At 54.9% G+C, this 16,577-nt stretch carries 20 protein-coding genes; 9 read left to right on the forward strand and 11 right to left on the reverse strand.

All coding sequences use genetic code 11. The annotated features are described in order from the left end of the window. Positions 1-142: 142 nt before the first annotated feature. The 3 genes from H616_RS0112015 to H616_RS0112025 all read left to right on the forward strand — a co-directional run bounded on the left by H616_RS0112015 (position 143) and on the right by H616_RS0112025 (position 1,647). Positions 143-349 carry a (2Fe-2S)-binding protein gene (locus tag H616_RS0112015; protein ID WP_027967587.1) on the forward strand — a complete coding sequence of 69 codons (207 nt, stop codon included), beginning with the start codon at positions 143-145 and terminating at the stop codon, positions 347-349. A 192-nt stretch (positions 350-541) separates the two neighbouring features. Continuing rightward, positions 542-1,018, forward strand: a complete 477-nt coding sequence (gene bfr, locus H616_RS0112020) for a bacterioferritin (protein ID WP_027967588.1) — start codon at positions 542-544, stop codon at positions 1,016-1,018. 56 nt (positions 1,019-1,074) lie between these two features. After that, positions 1,075-1,647: an isochorismatase family protein gene (locus tag H616_RS0112025; protein ID WP_027967589.1), complete on the forward strand. Its 573-nt coding sequence runs from the start codon at positions 1,075-1,077 to the stop codon at positions 1,645-1,647. 43 nt (positions 1,648-1,690) lie between these two features. Here the strand turns inward: H616_RS0112025 and H616_RS0112030 are convergent, their stop codons facing one another. From H616_RS0112030 to H616_RS0112070, 9 genes are all read right to left on the reverse strand, one after another. Continuing rightward, on the reverse strand, positions 1,691-2,662 hold the full coding sequence (locus H616_RS0112030; RefSeq protein WP_027967590.1) for an NAD(P)H-quinone oxidoreductase: 972 nt from the start codon (positions 2,660-2,662) through the stop codon (positions 1,691-1,693). Positions 2,663-2,699: 37 nt separating this feature from the next. Then, positions 2,700-3,251 (reverse strand): LOG family protein, encoded by a 552-nt coding sequence (locus H616_RS0112035; protein WP_027967591.1) that lies wholly within the window; start codon positions 3,249-3,251, stop codon positions 2,700-2,702. A gap of 214 nt (positions 3,252-3,465) precedes the next feature. Beyond that, a complete protein-coding gene (locus tag H616_RS15770; protein WP_276195506.1) occupies positions 3,466-3,591 on the reverse strand; it encodes a hypothetical protein in 126 nt (41 codons plus the stop codon). Positions 3,592-3,635: 44 nt separating this feature from the next. Next, positions 3,636-4,157 carry a DUF501 domain-containing protein gene (locus tag H616_RS0112045; RefSeq protein WP_027967592.1) on the reverse strand — a complete coding sequence of 174 codons (522 nt, stop codon included), beginning with the start codon at positions 4,155-4,157 and terminating at the stop codon, positions 3,636-3,638. Continuing rightward, positions 4,129-4,461 carry a hypothetical protein gene (locus H616_RS0112050; RefSeq protein WP_027967593.1) on the reverse strand — a complete coding sequence of 111 codons (333 nt, stop codon included), beginning with the start codon at positions 4,459-4,461 and terminating at the stop codon, positions 4,129-4,131. Before H616_RS0112050 ends, H616_RS0112045 begins: the two co-directional genes overlap by 29 nt. Positions 4,462-4,485: 24 nt before the next feature. Further along, complete coding sequence (ybaK, locus tag H616_RS0112055) at positions 4,486-4,956, reverse strand: Cys-tRNA(Pro) deacylase (RefSeq protein ID WP_027967594.1); 471 nt, start codon at positions 4,954-4,956, stop codon at positions 4,486-4,488. Then, positions 4,956-5,360 (reverse strand): acyl-CoA thioesterase, encoded by a 405-nt coding sequence (locus H616_RS0112060; RefSeq protein ID WP_027967595.1) that lies wholly within the window; start codon positions 5,358-5,360, stop codon positions 4,956-4,958. The genes ybaK and H616_RS0112060 overlap by 1 nt, the downstream gene beginning before the upstream one ends. A 172-nt stretch (positions 5,361-5,532) precedes the next feature. Further along, positions 5,533-6,342, reverse strand: coding sequence for a hypothetical protein (locus H616_RS0112065; protein WP_027967596.1), 810 nt, complete (start codon positions 6,340-6,342; stop codon positions 5,533-5,535). 29 nt (positions 6,343-6,371) lie between these two features. Then, a complete protein-coding gene (locus tag H616_RS0112070) occupies positions 6,372-6,806 on the reverse strand; it encodes a hypothetical protein (protein ID WP_027967597.1) in 435 nt (144 codons plus the stop codon). 183 nt (positions 6,807-6,989) lie between these two features. Here H616_RS0112070 and H616_RS0112075 point away from each other — a divergent pair, with 183 nt between their 5' ends. Then, positions 6,990-8,159 carry a MalY/PatB family protein gene (locus H616_RS0112075; protein WP_027967598.1) on the forward strand — a complete coding sequence of 390 codons (1,170 nt, stop codon included), beginning with the start codon at positions 6,990-6,992 and terminating at the stop codon, positions 8,157-8,159. 609 nt (positions 8,160-8,768) lie between these two features. On the opposite strand, the gene H616_RS0112080 is transcribed toward H616_RS0112075, so the two are convergent. Both H616_RS0112080 and H616_RS0112085 read right to left on the reverse strand, forming a co-directional pair. Continuing rightward, positions 8,769-9,716, reverse strand: coding sequence for a tetratricopeptide repeat protein (locus tag H616_RS0112080; RefSeq protein WP_027967599.1), 948 nt, complete (start codon positions 9,714-9,716; stop codon positions 8,769-8,771). A 201-nt stretch (positions 9,717-9,917) separates the two neighbouring features. Further along, entirely contained in the window at positions 9,918-10,511 is a 594-nt protein-coding gene (locus H616_RS0112085; RefSeq protein ID WP_027967600.1) for an OmpW/AlkL family protein, read from the reverse strand. 503 nt (positions 10,512-11,014) lie between these two features. Here H616_RS0112085 and H616_RS15275 point away from each other — a divergent pair. The 5 genes from H616_RS15275 (at position 11,015) to H616_RS0112110 (ending at position 16,540) form a co-directional block, all read left to right on the forward strand. After that, the gene (locus tag H616_RS15275) at positions 11,015-11,425 is read left to right on the forward strand and encodes a DVU3141 family protein (RefSeq protein ID WP_051234277.1); all 411 of its coding nucleotides are present in this window, start codon (positions 11,015-11,017) and stop codon (positions 11,423-11,425) included. Beyond that, entirely contained in the window at positions 11,425-13,176 is a 1,752-nt protein-coding gene (locus H616_RS0112095; protein WP_027967601.1) for a polysaccharide biosynthesis/export family protein, read from the forward strand. The genes H616_RS15275 and H616_RS0112095 overlap by 1 nt, the downstream gene beginning before the upstream one ends. Before the next feature lie 353 nt (positions 13,177-13,529). After that, complete coding sequence (locus tag H616_RS0112100) at positions 13,530-14,333, forward strand: ABC transporter permease (protein ID WP_027967602.1); 804 nt, start codon at positions 13,530-13,532, stop codon at positions 14,331-14,333. After that, positions 14,330-15,271, forward strand: coding sequence for an ABC transporter ATP-binding protein (locus tag H616_RS0112105; protein WP_027967603.1), 942 nt, complete (start codon positions 14,330-14,332; stop codon positions 15,269-15,271). Before H616_RS0112100 ends, H616_RS0112105 begins: the two co-directional genes overlap by 4 nt. Before the next feature lie 186 nt (positions 15,272-15,457). Further along, a complete protein-coding gene (locus tag H616_RS0112110; RefSeq protein ID WP_027967604.1) occupies positions 15,458-16,540 on the forward strand; it encodes a KpsE/RkpR family capsule polysaccharide export protein in 1,083 nt (360 codons plus the stop codon). Positions 16,541-16,577 lie beyond the last annotated feature (37 nt).

The following is a 16,577-nucleotide window of genomic DNA, read 5'->3' on the forward strand; positions in this document are numbered from 1 at the left end:
CAGTGGGGCGTTGTAGGAGCCGGATTTATCCGGCGATGACGATGGTGCTGGGGTGAGCTTTTGCGCTTAGGGAAAAATAGCACTTGCGATAACGTCTGCGAATCATTTACATTTATCCTCGTGAGTCGCGAGGGGAAATGTCATGTACGTGTGTCTTTGCAAAGGTGTCAGTGATCACGCCATTGTACGCAGTGTCGAACAGGGCGCGCGTAGCTGGCGAGATGTGCAGCGTGAAACCGGCTGTGGCACTCAGTGTGGTAAGTGTGCCTGCATGGGCAAGCAGATGGTACGCGAGGCGGTAAGTGAGCAACTAACCCTGGACCGTGAGGGTCTTGCCTACGCAGTCTAACTTCAGGGTGTCGCTTCTAGGTACTGCGACAATCGCCAGCACGCTTATTCATACCCGTGTTTTTTACCAATCCTCTAATTCCTATTTCAATTTTTGGCGGCCTGTTGTCTAAACTTTTGTTATGACAGCAGTGGTCGTGTTCGTGCTATGGTGGCCGCTAAACCTCTTTAATCCGTCAAGTGGGGTGTAGCCATGAAAGGCGATTCCAAGGTAATTCAGTTTCTTAATACGGTACTGGGCAATGAGCTGGTTGCCATCAATCAGTACTACCTGCATGCCAAAATGTATCAAGACTGGGGCTTGGCTGCGTTAGGCGCGTGGGAGTACAAAGAATCCATCGAAGAGATGCAGCACGCTGATACGTTGATCGAGCGTATTCTTTTCTTGGAAGGGCTGCCTAACCTGCAGGACTACGGCAAGCTGATGATTGGCGAAAACGTTCGCGAGATGCTTGAGTGCGATCTCAAGCTGGAGCATAAGGCACGCGCTGACCTGCTAGACGCCATTAGTCACTGTGAAGAAGTGCGTGACTATGTTAGCCGTGATCTCTTCCGTAATATTCTGGCTGACGAAGAAGAACATATCGACCACCTTGAGACCGAGCTTGGGCTGATCGACAAAGTCGGCATTGAAAACTACATGCAAACACAGATGAAAAAAGCCGATTGAGTCCTGTGTATTAATTGCCTCTGTGCCTTAAGCCGCTGAGCGAGAGGAGCACTACCATGTTATTGAGTCCCGATAAAAGCGTCTTATTGATTGTTGATTTACAGGCCGGTTTACTGCCTGTTATCGACGGTGGGGAGCAAGCCGTTAATGAGGCAATATGGCTTGGTGGTGTGGCCGACGCATTGCAAGTGCCCGTGTGGGTGACTGAGCAAAACCCCAAAGGCTTGGGAGGCAGCGAGCCACGTTTGCTGGAAGCCTTAGGCACGCATCAGATATGGACCAAATGCCACTTTGATGCCCACCAGGAGCAAGAGTTTGCCCAAGCGCTGGAGGCCACAGGACGTCGCCAGATTGTGTTGTGTGGGACTGAGGCGCACATTTGTGTGCTCCAGACCGGCCTTGGGCTGCTTGCGGCGGGTTACGATGTGTACCTGCTGGCCGAGGCGTCTGTGAGTCGACGTGCAGAAGAGGCGGCCCTGGCAGGGCGACGGCTGGAGCGTGCCGGTGGATGCGTCGTCAGTGCGGATATGGTGGCTTACGAATGGCTGAAGCGCTGCGACACACCTACCTTTAAACACATCCACCGTGAGTTTTTGCGCCCCAGAGCGGCAAGGGCGCTGTCGTTTTAAATCGTTTTAAATGACTCTGGTCGGCCATTGTTAAGGGGAAACCTTACTCCTCCCCACTAACCGCCAGCAGTAACTTTCCTATGTTGGCGTCGGTTTTCAGGTAGTCATGTGCTTCAGCGGCTTGGGTGATAGGCCAGCTGTTATGGATCAACGGCTTAATTTCACCTTGAGCCAGCTTTGGCCACACTTTTTCCTGTAGCTGCGTGAGAATATGCCCTTTCTGCTCTGGTGGGCGTGCCCGCAGTGTTGAGCCGATCAGTCGTTGGCGTTTCATCAGCAGGCGACCGTAGTCTAATTCGGCGCGATTGCCGCCTAGCATGGCGATGACTACTAGACGGCCATCAGGGTTCAGTACGCGTTGGTTAGCGGAAAGATAGCTGGCGCCTACGGGATCGAGAATGACGTCAGCACCGCCCCAGTCTTTTACTGCATCAATAAAGTCACCATCGTGGCGATTCCAGCTGGCATCGGCCCCCAGCGCTTCACACGCGTCGCGCTTTTGCTGGCTGCCGACGGTAACAAAGCAGGGGTTGCCGAAGGCGCGGCATAGCTGAATGGCTGCGCTGCCCACGCCACTGGCGCCGGCATGAATCAGTGCTCGTTCGCCGCGTTGCATGGCGGCTTCCATGTACAGGTTCAGCCAAGCGGTGGCGAATACTTCGGGAAGCGCTGCAGCGTCGCGCAGGCTGAGTCCGTCAGGTACCGGGAGCAACTGACGTGCATCAACCACCACTTGCTCGGCATAGCCGCCACCGGCAAGCAGTGCACAAACCTGTTGGCCAACCTCAACGTTCTGGACGTTGGTGCCAACCTGGGTCACTGTGCCACTGACTTCAAGTCCTAGTGTCTCAGAAACACCAGGCGGGGGCGGATATTTACCCGCCAGTTGAGCAATGTCGGCACGATTAACACCGGCCCAAGCCACTCGTAGTGTTACTTCGTTAGCGCCTGGTGAAGCTAGATCAGCGACCTCAGCCCATTGCATGGTGCCTTGCTGGTGGGTGATGGCATGCATTCCTATGTTCTCCTAGTGCGAAAAGTGCCGGCAGAAATCAGCCGTGGGTTAAGCGGGCTTCGATTTGCTCGATCATGGCTTCGGGTGTTGCTGCATCAAGTAGTTGAGCGCGAGTCTCAGAGGCCAAGAAGCCAGCGTTGACGGTACTATCAAGAAACGTCATTAGTGGCTGGTAGAAGCGTTCGGTATTCAGTAACCCCAGCGGCTTGTGGTGTAGTTCGAGGTAACGCCACGTCCAGGTTTCAAATAGCTCTTCCAAGGTGCCGATGCCACCCGGCAAAGCAATGAAGGCATCGCTCAGGTCGGCCATGCAGGCTTTGCGCTCGTGCATGTTGCTGACACGAATCAGTTCATTGAGTTCCAGGTGAGCTTGCTCGCGTTCAACCAGGTGATCGGGCATGACGCCAACCACTTGGCCGCCATGAGCCATTACGCTGTTGGCTAGCTCGCCCATTAGCCCCACACGTGCTCCACCGTACACCAGGCTGTGCCCGCGCTGGCCGATTAGCTCGCCAAGCCGAACAGCCGCTTGTTGATAGGCAGGCGAGTTGCCTGGGCGTGAGCCCAGATAGACACAGATAGCAGCCATGATGTTCTCCTGTTACGGTTTAAAAATGATATGTCTTTTTTTTAATAAAACGGTAGGAGTCCGGTTTATCTGGCGATGGATGACTCTGGTGTAGCTGGCTGGAACCGCCCGATGCAACGGGACTCCGCGAAAACGCTGTATGCCTTCGTTTTTAATATCTTAATAAGCATCAGGGGCGCCAATCGGCGCCCCTGATGGATACGCAGGTGCTGGGTTAGCGGTCGCTGTTCTTGGCATCGCGTTTCATGGCGCCACGCACAAAAATGGTGCCAAAAACCGTTCCGCCCACCATCAGGGCAACCAGTACAATGCTTGCGATAACCGAAATGTCTAGATACATGAGAGTTGTTCCTTGGTGTCGCCCAGGGGAGGGGCAGCCAGTATTCAGGGCAAGCAGTCGGCTACGCCATAGTGTTCATCAAGCCACTGGCCGATGACGTTGTTACCGCACAGGTGGTGTGCATACTGGGTATGCAGGCAGCGCACTTGATCGCGGTTGGTGATGCCGCCGATGCCACGGGTGTTCAACAACTTAGTATACCCGAGACGTTCGACGTCGGCGCGTTGGACTTCAGTCATATAGCGCCAGCGCGTTGCGACATAGTCGTCGTGGCTGCGGTGGTAGGCGGCCAGAAAGTCGCTATCGTTGTGTAGGCGTTCTTCTAGTTCTTTGATCACGCCGCTGGCTTCGATGCGTGAAATGACCACTTTCAGTACATCAGAGCTTAGCCAGTAAAGTGTAGGAAATGGCTTGCCATCGACGATGGGGGCCATGCGTAATACCAGGGGTGTGCCTTCACCGTCGGTAGCGGCCAATGCCTCGATGCCGCGTGGTGGACGACCTAGCTGCTGGGCAATAAGAGTGAGCTGGTGCTCGTTAGGCATTGTGTCGGGTCGGATCACCATCGTCGGGGTCTCGCAGGAACTTGTTGGAATGGCCCACGGCGCTGAAAAAGCAGCGGTGTAGCTGGCTAGGCGTAGCCGCATACTGCCAGTGTTGAGTGCAGTAGGCTTTACCGCGCGACATCAGCGCCAAGTAGAGGCGATTGAACGGGGCATCATAGTCGTAGGGGTCGGCACCAAACAAGCGGATATGCGGGAAGTCAGCGAAACAGGCGATGAAAAAGCGCTCCAGGTCTTCCTCGACTGCTTGGTGTAGCGGCGTGTTTTCAGGGTCGAGCCAGATGTCAAAACAAAAATCAGCCGTCATGTGTCACGCTCCTATGTGTGTGCCTTACGTTCTTGACAGTTCCGCAAAACGTGCGTTCAACAGACTGGCCAGGTCGACAGGGCTTACGCTGACTTCCAGGCCCCGTCGTCCGGCACTGACGTGTATGGCGCTCAGGGTCTCGGCGCTGGTATCAATGAACGTCGGCAAGCGCTTTTTTTGCCCCAGTGGGCTAATGCCGCCCAATACATAGCCGGTGGCGCGCTGAGCCTCATCGGGGTTGGCCATGGCGGCTTTGCGCGCGCCCGCCACACGCGCTAGTGCTTTAAGATCAAGTTGCCCTGATACTGGGATAATCGCCACGGCCAGCTTGCTGTCATCGAGCTTGGTCAGCAGTGTTTTGAATACCTGCGCTGGTGAAAGTCCGAGTGCTTTTGCGGCTTCTTCGCCGTAGCTTTCGCTGTTGCCGTCATGAGTGTACTGGCGAATCTCAAACGTGATACGCGCTTTTTCAAGCGCTTTAATGGCGGGAGTCATCAGGCGGATGGCTCGTCGCGTAAATGCGCGGTTAAGGCGTCACGCAGCTCACCGTCAATGGGTATCGAGCATTTCTCCTGATGATCGTAATAGATCATGATGGCATTGCCAAAGCCCGCCATTACGCCGTTTTGGTGCGCCTCTTGGGTCACGGTAAAAGAACTGTTGCCTAGCCGAGAGAGGTAGGTGCGAATTTCAATGTCGTGGCCGTAAAACATCTCAGCGCGATACTCCACATCGATGCGCGCTAACATCAGTTGCCATTTTTTCGGGTCCAGGTCTGGCGTAAACAGTTTGAACAGGTCGTTGCGGGCCAGCTCGAACCAGGCAGGTAGGCGAGTGTTATTGATGTGACCCAGCGCATCGGTGTCGTAAAAGGCTGGCTCTATCGTGCGAACAAACATGGCGTTTCCTTGAGGGCAGAGTGTTGAGTTGAGGGTATCGTAATGCGTGTCGCTAAATGATGTGATCGCTTTAGCGTATCAGGCTCCAACATTGCCCAAACCAAGCCCTTGGTCAAGCGGGTGATGTTGTGGAGGGTGTGTTGGATGGTGTGGTGGATGGCGTAACGCATGATCAAAGTGCAGCAGACCGGGCTTGCCACCATTGCTGAATACGCATCCATCCCAGCAGCCAAAGCGTTGCAACGGCAAAGCCGCTTAACGTGCCTAGAGCCAGGCCCAGCGAAGGATACGTTAGCGAGACGCACAGGGTATAACTCAGCAAGGCGCCGAGCCCGGCAGGAAAGTGTTTGATGATTGTTACCACGGGGGCGCGGCCATGGGTTAGATGCACAATCAGTAGTAGTGGGAACATGGTGAAGGGAAATGCCGCCATGACTCCCGCCCAGGCCGGTGGCACGATATGAGCCAGGCCAGTAATTACCAAAATAGTGGTGGCGGCAAGGCCGGCGCGCAGGGCTGTGGCGAGCCAGGAAAAGCTCCCACGGGAGCGGGTTTTTATGTCGGGTAAGCGGCGGTAAAGGTAGGTAAAAACTATAATAGCTATCAGCGTTGTTAACGTGCCGCTCATACGTGTGAATGAAATTTGCGTCAGCGCCAGGTTAACTGTCAGCCAAGCCAGCAGACCTGCCGCTGTGCCGCCGAATACGCCGAGTAAGTCATCGCGTCGAGCGCCCAGTAAATAGCCTCCACACAGTGCCAGCGTGGCTGTGAAGCCGGCCAGTGTATGCACGGCGCTTTCCGCGGCGTAGGTAGGTGAGATTTCCAGGCCAATAAAAAACAGTGCCAGCGCGGTACCCAGCGGATAGCCTGCCAGCAGCCCAGCCATGCGAGCACTCAGCCGCTCAGCAACCATGGCAAGCCCCAGCACCATGCCAATGGAAACAGCCAGCTTAGCCAACTGCATGCCTAGCGTAACCTCCATGCTTAACTCCTTAGTTATTGTTACGACGATTATATTAGGCGCAGGCCTTGGTGGTCCTGCCAGGCATCAGCCATGGCTGCTCGTAGCGTCGGCTGCTGACGCAGGTGCTCGGGTAATGCTTGCAGCGCCTCATGGAGGTTGGCGTGGTGACGATTACGCAGCCAGCAGTAAGCCCAGCCACAGGCTTCATCGTTGTTGTCGGGCTGAGGCCGTGCGGGCATTTGAATCAGCAGAAATACGGCCGTTTTTGCCGCCCAGAGCGGCACGTCTTCACTGCCTTGGCTCCAGCGTGTCAACGTCGCCCCGTCAGGCGTGAACTCGGGATGGCCGAGGCCCGCAACTCTAGCCGTTTCAGCAAGAATCAGCGCGAGCTGGTCAGCATCGCCACGCCCCTGCTCTAGCCAGCGAGAGAGGATGGCAGGTAGGCCACGGCGGACCTTGGCATAGAAGCCGTTCTGCGGCATGGTGTTAGTCATGTAATGTCCGTCATGAGTCAATTGCCTTTGGTTGTTTTTTGATCGCTTCTCACGGGCAGATTTTTAAGAATTGATTTTTCAAGCACCGTTTTTCAAGAACCGTTTTTCAAGAACCGTTTGTTAAGAACCGTTTGTTAAGAACCGTTTGTTAAGAACAAGGAATACAACACGATGCGTTATGATTTTGCCACGCCTATTGAGCGTCGCCACCCGGAAAATGAATGGTCGTCGTTCAAGTGGCAGCGTTATGACGATGATGTACTGCCGCTGTGGATTGCAGACATGGACTTTGCCTCGCCCCCTGCAGTTATCGAAGCGCTTCAGGCGCGAGTTGCCCATGGTGTGTTTGGTTATGGTCAGGTTAACGCCTCGCTGCGTGAGGCGCTGTGTGCTTGGAGTGAAACCCACTATGGCTGGCCGATTCAGCCGGAATGGCAGCTGTGGTTGCCTGGTGTTGTGCCAGCGCTGCACTTAGCCAGCCTAGCGCTGACTGAACCAGGCGACGGCGTACTTACCGTAACACCAATTTACCCACCGTTCCTGCAAGTGGCCGAGCGCACTGGACGCCTGGCTCAGCGGGCCGAATTGCGCCCGCCACAGCAAGGCGATGAGTATTGGCGTCTGGATCTTGAGGCGCTGGAAGCCGCGATCACGCCGCGTACCCGGCTGTTACTGTGGTGCCATCCGCATAACCCCACTGGGCGAGTATGGAGTCATGATGAGTTAGCAGGGCTGGCTGAGTTGGTGCGTCGCCACGAGCTAATTGTGGTCTCTGATGAGCTGCATGCCGACTTGATGCTGAACGAAGGTGAATCTCATCGTCCATGGGCCGCGCTCTTTCCTGAGCTGGCTGCGCGCACGATCACCTTATGGGCGCCATCCAAAACGTTTAATGTGGCTGGGCTGACGGCGGCCTGTGCCGTTATTTCGGACCCAAACCTGCGTCAGCGTTTTGCTGCAGCGGTTAAGGGGCTGCAGCCTGACGGTAATGTGCTGGGCTTAGTGTCGGCGGAAGCCGCTTACCGTCACGGCGAAGACTGGCGTCAGGAATTGTTAGTGACCCTGCGTGCCAATCGCGCGAGCCTTGTCGATCGTGTTGCGCGTTGGCCAGGTGTTGGCATGGCGGCTCCCGAGTCTACCTACCTGGCCTGGCTCGACCTGCGCGAATCGCCCGTCATGCAGGGCATACGCTCGCCTCAGCAACAGCTCTTGGAACACGCAGGCGTCGCCCTCTCAGACGGTGCAGACTTCGGCTGGCCAGGCTTTGTGAGGCTGAACTTCGGTACCACCCCTAGCCAACTCGAAGCCGCCCTAAAACGCATGGACAGCGTGCTTGCCTGATGAGGTAGGAGCCCGATTTATCGGGTTCCCACGGTGAATCCAGCTCCTACAGTAAAGCAATAGCCGCTGATCTAGGGTTGGGGGGTTGTAGGAGCCCGGTTTATCGGGCGATGGGACGCTACTGTGTCAATGCCCACCTTCGGCAGGCCGTTGGCCTGCGTCGCTGGATGAATCCAGCTCCTACAGTAAAGCAATAGCCGCTGATCTAGGGTTGGGGGGTTGTAGGAGCCCGGTTTATCGGGCGATGGGACGCTACTGTGTCAATGCCCACCTTCGGCAGGCCGTTGGCCTGCGTCGCTGGATGAATCCAGCTCCTACAGTAAAGCAATAGCCGCTGATCTAGGGTTGGGTGTTGTAGGAGCCCGATTTATCGGGCGATTGGTGAAGCCACCGTTTCAGAGCGACCCCAGCAGGCCGTTGGCCTGCGTCGCTGGATGAATCCAGCTCCTACAGTAAAGCAATAGCCGCTGATCTAGGGTTGGGTGTTGTAGGAGCCCGATTTATCGGGCGATGGGTGATTCTGGTGGGCTGGTTGGAATCGCCCGATACATCGGGTTCCCACGGTGAATCGAGCTCCCTCAGAGCGGCTTTCAGGCTGCGAAAACTATATCAATACAGCAGTGCAAACAGTTTACGGCGGTAGCTGACGGTTAGTGGGTGGTCTGCGCCCAGGGCGTCAAATACGCGCAGTAGTGTCTTGCGTGCAATATCGTCTTCATACGCACGATCTTTTTTCATCAGTGTTAGCAGTGCTTCAAGGCCTTCTTCGTACTGGCCGTCGGCGACGCGGCGCATCGCCCGTTGATAACAGGCTTCGCTGTCATCACGTTCACCCAATGCGGCGATTTCTTCGGCGGGTAGGGCTTCGTCGGCAAACTCAATGCTGGCGCGAACGCCACGCGCAGGGGCGTCGTCGCGCACCTCTGGAGGCAGGTTGTCGAGCATTGCCAAAGCGTCGTCGGCTTGGCCGCTGACTGCCAGTACGCGGGCCATTTCTATCTGGTAGTCGGTATGTTCGGGCCACTGCGACACCAGCTCTTGATACATTGTCAGCGCCGTAGCGGTATCGCCTGCTTCAAAGGCAGCGGCGGCTTGTTCCTCAGGGCTTAGTGGTGCTTCGGCTGGGGCGGGGAAGTACTTGCTTAGCCACTCGCGGATTTGCTTTTCAGGCAACGCGCCTTGGAACTGGTCAACCAGCCCGCCTTGGCTGATTAGCTTGATGTCTGGCACAGACCTCACGCCCAGCTGGTCGGCAATTTCCTGGTTTTCGTCGATATTGAGCTTGGCCAGAATAAAGGCCCCGTTGTATTCGCGGGCCAGTTTTTCCATGACTGGCATCAGGTTTTTACACGGCTCACACCAGGGTGCCCAGCAGTCAAGCACCACGGGCACCTGCATCGACATCTCCAGTAATTGCTGGATGTTGCCTGCATTGGCTTCAACCACAGGGTCAGGCGCCTGTTCTGGGTTTTGGGTAGCTGATGGTGATGCGGGTGCGCTTGGCTGAGGCGTTGCATCGGCAATCGGCTGGCCGGTGCGGGGGTCAATAATTGCCATGGGGTAAAAGGCCTTTGATCGCAATGGGTTTGTTGATCAAATGCGGGCAGAGGGGAGGAAATTCAAGTCATGCCTGGCTCGCTATATTGGCGCTTGATTGACGCTAGTCTGGGGGCGTTTGAAAAGAAAAACCCCGCTCCTTTAGCGAGAGCGGGGCAAAACAGACAAAAACAGCAGATGTATCGAAAGTGAAGCTGGCAATCAGAAGCGGTAAGTCAGGCCCGCACCGATGCTCAGCGGATCTAATCTGAGCTTGCCAATGTCATTGCCATGGTTTTCTACTTCGGCGCTTACATCAGCCCAGCGAGCATAACCGGTCGCGCTCAGGTTCTCGTACAGCTTGAGGTCAACCCCCACTTGGCCGACCACACCGTAGCTGTCTTTAGCGCGCAGGCTGTAACGGCTCGGGTCTTTCTCGTTGAAGCTAGAGAAGCGCGTGTAGTTGAGGCCAAGACCAACGAACGGCTGTACCGGCGCGTTGTCAAGGCCGCCTAACGGGTAGTAGTTAACCAGCAGGTTAACCGGCATCGTCTTCATTGTGCCTAGGTCGTTACCCGCTAAGCCGAAGTGGTCGTGCTTGACGCTTTGGCCCAGGCCCAGTTCAACGCCGATGTTGTCATGAAACAGGTAGCCACCAGCCAAGTAGGCACCGTTTTCGTCAGAAATATTATCGGTTTTGACGTTGGTTTTTTCGAAAGCAGCACGAGCATAGATATCGCCGGCCTTGTAGGCCATTGCTGATTGGCTAGCAAGTGCAACAGCGGCTGCAGTCAGTATCAAGGGGAATTTGCGCATGGTATTTCCTCGAAAAAAGAGTTTTATAACCACCAGATAGGCAAAACTTCGCCGACAGGTGCTGATTGATTAAGCAGGTAGTTGCTCTCTATTTTGTTGACCCTAACAGAGCCTTGAGGACGCTTTACCTGCGACAATTTGATATTCTAGCATTATAAAACGGTGTTTCCAAATATTGGGCACATGAAAATTTATACTCCCGCGCTTGGGATGACTTTTCAATAAGGAGGCCGTCAGTCTCTGAATCGCACAGCTTGGGGCGCAAGTTAGTGATTATTGTTTACTTTTGTCCCTGATCGAGTTGGCCTGCGGGTTAATCGGCCGTAGAATGTTGCCCTGAAAAGAACTAGGGGTCGCGAGCCGCGCGTTTATGTGCTCCACCAAGTAGGGTATGGGAATCGCCCGGATGCAATCCCTGGGCGGTAGCGTGCCTGAAATATAGGATTTAGTAGCTGCTCAGCGCTCAATGCCGAATAACATTATTCGAATATAAAGGAAGCTCCATGCTCAAGGTTTTGGTTAACTCGCCAAGCTCCGCCATTATGCGGCTACTGGCGTTGGTGCTGGTAACAGCACTGAGCGGCTGTGCGCAAATGAATACCCAGCACAACAATGCGTCTGGCTCGGTTATTGCTGGCGATGATCAAGGTACGCCGGTAGGCGTTAGCCTGAGTAGCTTCCTTAACGAGTCGAATCGTGGTGAAGCGGTGCAGCTGGCAAAAAGTCCTTGGGGGCCTGGTGTTAATGTGTATCCAGGCCAGCCCTACTTCGCTGCCAGTGGGCGCGTATGCCGGGAGCTGACAATACAAGGCAATGGCGGAGAGCGGGCCGCAATAGCGTGTAAAATGGTGGATGGCCAATGGGCAACTCGGCGTCAGGTCACTTCAGCGCAACCTCAAGGGAGTCGCTTCTAATGTCACATATGTTATCTAGCGCTTCTTCTGGGCTGTCACGCCTTGCTGCCTCGGCTGGATTAGCTATTGCACTTGGACTGGGTGTTCTACCTCTATGTGCTAACGCACAATCGGTTAGTTTACCGAGTGAGGTAGTAGAGAATTCCCAACAGCGTAGTGGAGCGGCTCAGCCGACGTCTCAGTCGGTTGAAGAGTCACCACGCGCTAACTGGAACAACGCCCGTTATGGGTTAGCGTCTCAAGACCAGCTGGCGGCTCAGGCCAGTCAGTTGCCGCCATTTGGTGCCAACCTGTTTGAGGGAGGGTTTCGCGGCACGCTGTCTGATGGCCTTAACCCTGGTTACACCATCAAACCTGGTGACCGCGTTACTCTGCGTGCCTGGGGAGCGGTTGAGTTCGACCAAATCTCATCAGTTGATGCCCAGGGGAATATTTTCATTCCTTCCATTGGCCCGCTACCGGTACAGGGCTTGAATAGTTCGCAGCTCGACGGTCAGGTGCGTGCGGCAATTCGGCAGGTATACCCTGATGATGTTGAGGTTTATACCAACCTGCAGGGCGTTCAGCCGGTGGGGGTATTTGTCACTGGTTTCGTCAATAGTCCTGGGCGCTACGCAGGAACGCCCAGCGATTCGCTATTGTTCTTCCTCGACCAAGCCGGTGGTGTTGATTTTGAGCTTGGTAGCTTTCGTGACATCCGAGTAAAGCGCGGTAATCAGACGGTTGCGCATGTTGACCTCTACGACTTCCTGCTTGATGGCACTATCCCGCGACCAGCATTTCGTGACGGCGATACCATCGTTGTGGAAGAGCGTGGGCCATCGATTGCGGTGATTGGTGATGTCAAACGCGAATACAGCTATGAGCTGACTGGCACTAGGTTAGATGGCGCAGAAGTGATGCGCCTGGCCCGCCTGGACAGTGGTGTCTCGCATGTGTTGCTGCGGGGAATGCGCAGCGATGGCCTGTTTGCTGACTATTTCACGCTCAATGAATTCGGCAGCCAGATAGTGAAGAGCGGTGACGAAGTGCTGTTCAGTGCCGACCAGCGTGAGGAGACTATTGTTGTGCAGCTGGAAGGCAGCTTTTTTGGCCCCTCCCGCTACGCGCTGCCACGTGATGCACGCCTGGGCGAGTTGCTCGATGCCGTGGCTGTCCCTCAGGACATGACTGCTGTCAATAGTATTTCGATCAAGCGTGAAAGCGTGGCCAAACAGCAGGAGCAGTCGCTCAAGGACAGTCTGCGTCGGCTAGAAACCACTTACCTGGGCGCGTCATCGTCAACCAGTGAAGAAGCGCAGATCCGCGTTCAGGAAGCTCAGCTTATCCAGGACTTTGTTAAGCGCGCTCAAGGCCTCAAACCCAGCGGCCGTTTGGTGGTTTCCTACGATGGCAGTATCAGCGATATTCGGTTGCAGGATGGCGACATTATCACCGTGCCGGAAATTAGTGATTCTATTTTGGTGAGTGGTGAAGTGGTTGTGCCTCAGGCCGTGGTCTACCGCCCAGGCATGAGTGCCGAGGACTATATCGAAGGTGCCGGTGGCTTTACCGACCGAGCCGATAAAGGTCATATTCTGGTGGTTCGCCAAAACGGCGCCGTCCGCGACGCCGACAGCATTCCCATGGGGCCGGGTGACGAAATACTCGTTATGCCCAGAGTGCCGACCAAAAACCTGCAACTTGCTACCAGCCTGACCCAGATCCTTTATCAAATCGCCGTGGCCACCAAAGTCGCCATCGATCTGTAATCTAACGGTAGGAGCTGGATTTAATCCGGCGATGGAAGGCGTGGCTTTGTAGGGGCCGGATTCATCCGGCGATTGAATTAGCCACCCACGCCAAAGAAACCCATCGCCCGATAAATCGGGCTCCCACAAGGTGCCGGTGGTTAGTGCGGTGGGGGAGCTGGGCTGTAGGAGCTGGATTCATCCGGCGATTGAATTAGCCACCCACGCCAAAGAAGCCCATCGCCCGATAACTCGGGCTCCCACAAGGTGCCGGTGGTTAGTGCGGTGGGGGAGTGGGGTTGTAGGAGCCGGGTTCATCCGGCGATTGAATCAAGCATTCAAATCATGCGTTATCGAGTTCAAACCAGTTAAATATGCCAAAACAAACACATACCAGCGGTCGTACACCCTGGCAGGTCACCCGTAGTGTCTGGTATGCCATGTTTATGCGCGAAGCCATTTCACGCACCATGGCTGACCGCATGGGCTGGTTCTGGATGATATTCGAGCCACTGGCGTTCACCGCGATCATGGTCGGAATACGCGGTTTTATTCGCGGTGGGAATCTCATCGTTAATGCGGAGTTCATCCCCTGGATGATTACTGGCCTGATGGGGTTCTTTTTGGTCCGTGAGGGGATGATGCGTGGGCTTGGCGCCGTCTCATCAAACAGCGCGCTGTTTGCTTACCGCCAAGTGCAGCCGGTTGACCCGGTGTTGGTGCGTAATGCCTTGGAAGGGTTGTTACGCACGTTTGTTTTCATGATATTTATCGTGGGGGCACTGTTACTCGGCACTAATATGTTTCCTGATAGTGCCATCAGAGCCATGTTCTGGTGGCTGTCGCTGTGGTGTCTTGGCATGGGGTTGGGGCTGATTACCTCTGTAGCCGGTACCTTAGTGCCTGAAGTGGCCACTATTATCCGTATGCTGAATATGCCGCTGTTGATTCTTTCTGGGGTGATCTTCCCGCTTAACCAGCTGCCGCACTGGGTGCTTGAGTACTTAATGTATAACCCGATTATTCATGGCCTGGAGCTATTGCGTGGTAGTTTCTTTGAGGGCTATCAGATGATACATGGCACCAGCGCAGGCTATTTTTGGTTATTTACACTGATCACTATCTCACTGGGGCTGATTATGCACGTTCGCTTTAAAGAATCACTGAAAGCCCAATGATTGAAGTATCCGGTCTTTATAAGCGCTACCACCGCCAGCGCAAGGTGTACGACTGGGTGTTGGAAGACATTAACCTTAGTTTCCCCAAGGGCGTGAGCGTGGGCCTGCTGGGTCGAAATGGCGCGGGTAAGTCCACTCTACTACGCTTAATTGCCGGGATGGACACCCCTGACCGAGGCACAATTCAGCGCAATTGTCGGGTTTCTTGGCCCATCGGCTTGGCCGGTGGCTTCCAGGGGAGCATGACAGGCCGTCAGAACGTCAAGTTCGTCGCACGAGTACAGGGCGGAGATTACAACGTCACTGAGGTGATCCGTTTCGTACAGGAGTTTGCCGAACTGGGTGACTCGTTTGACGAGCCGATCAAGACCTACTCCAGCGGTATGCGCGCGCGTCTCAATTTTGGTCTGTCATTGGCGTTCGACTTCGATGTGTACTTATCAGACGAAGCCACGGCAGTAGGCGATCGGGCTTTCAGGGCCAAAGCCACCAAAGCGTTCAAAGATAAAGTCGGCAAGTCCAGCCTGATCATGGTCAGCCACAGCGAAGGCATTCTCAAAGACCTATGCCAGGCCGGCGTTTATCTGAAAGATGGCAGTGCCACTTGGTATGACGATATCAACGACGCCATCGCCGCTTATCATGAAGAAACTAGCGCAGTGAAGGCGACAGACAGCAAGCCAGCCGTGGTCAAGGCGTCAGGCACTAAGCCCCAAGAAAAAAAGACAGCTCCTGAGCCACAGACCCTGGCCCAGGCACAGCAGCAGCGTAAGCAACGTCGTGCTGAGTTCGACAAAGCCAAGACTGCCTTTGAGCAGGCCAAAGCTGATGAGTTGCCCTCACAGGAGCAGGAAAAGCACGCCAATGCGTTCAAAACTGCCCGCAAGCGGCTTCACCAGGCTCGTCAGCGTGTCGAGGCCATGAAGCCGCCATCCTGACACGGCACCCTGTTGTAGCAGCCCGATGTATCGGGCGATTGAAAGCGACGCCGTTTTGTAGAAGTCCCATCGCCGGATGAATCCAGCTTCCACAAGGCTCAAGCAGCGCAGCAGTCGAAGTGTAGGAGCTCGATGTATCGGGCGATTGAATCACCCCCATTCACCAGCAAAGCGCTCACAACATTCATGAAACAATTTATTAAATCCCAGCCCCATTGGGCGCTTGTTATTGTGGCCATTGTGCTGGTCAGCTTTTACTGGTCTTTCTGGGCAGACGATCGCTACGTTTCGCGCGCAAGCGTGGTATTGGAAAGCCCACAGATCGCCCAGCCTAATATTAATTTTTCAGCGATTTTAACCGGTGCCAGTGGCGACAAAGACCTGTTGCTGCTGCGAGAGTACCTGCTTTCAGTTGATATGCTAATCGAGGCACAGGAGCAACTCGATTTTCGAGCCCAATACAGTGAGCATGGCGATATATTCTCGCGACTGTGGAATGCCAATACCCCGATTGAAAAGCTGCACAGTTACTACAAGCGTCGTGTAAGCATCGAAATGGACGAGTACGCTGGAGTGCTCAACATTGAGGTGCAGGCCTATACGCCTGAGTTTGCGACTGAGCTGGTGCAACTGTTGCTGAAAGCCGGTGAAAGGCACATGAATGACATGGGGCAACGGTTAGCCGAAGAGCAAGTGGCTTTTCTAGAAAACCAGTTAGGCCGACTGGAAGAGCGGTTAGAAGATGCCCGTATTAAATTGTTGGACTTCCAGAATGAGCAGGGTCTGGTATCACCCGCCAGCACGGTAGCAAGCATCAACCAAGTTGTTGCCACCCTGGAAGGTGAGCTGGCCCGAGTGCAGGCCCAGCGCAAGGCGCTTTCCAGTTATCAAAGCGTGCAGTCCTCTGACATGCGTCGCGCACAAGCTGAAATTGAAGCTCTTCGTGAGCAGATTGAAAAACAGCGTGATCGCCTGGCTCAGGCCACTGGAGAATCGCTCAACCGCATCTCATCTCAGTACGAGACCCTAGAGCTCAAAGCTCAATTTGCCCAAGAAACTTACTCCAGCGCCGTTGCCGCACTGGAAAATACCCGATTAGAAGCCGCACGTAAGCTCAAACAGGTGAGTGTGCTACAGAGTCCGCTATACCCCGAGTACCCCGCCGCACCTAAGCGGCTATATAACGCCAGCGTATTCGCCATCGTTACCCTGTTTCTTGGGCTGATCGCCAGCATGATGCTGCTAATCATCCGCGACCATAGAGATTGAACCAACCCATCGCCCGATAAATCGGGCTCCTACGAAG

This window comes from Halomonas halocynthiae DSM 14573, from assembly GCF_000425725.1.
GTDB lineage: Bacteria > Pseudomonadota > Gammaproteobacteria > Pseudomonadales > Halomonadaceae > Halomonas > Halomonas halocynthiae.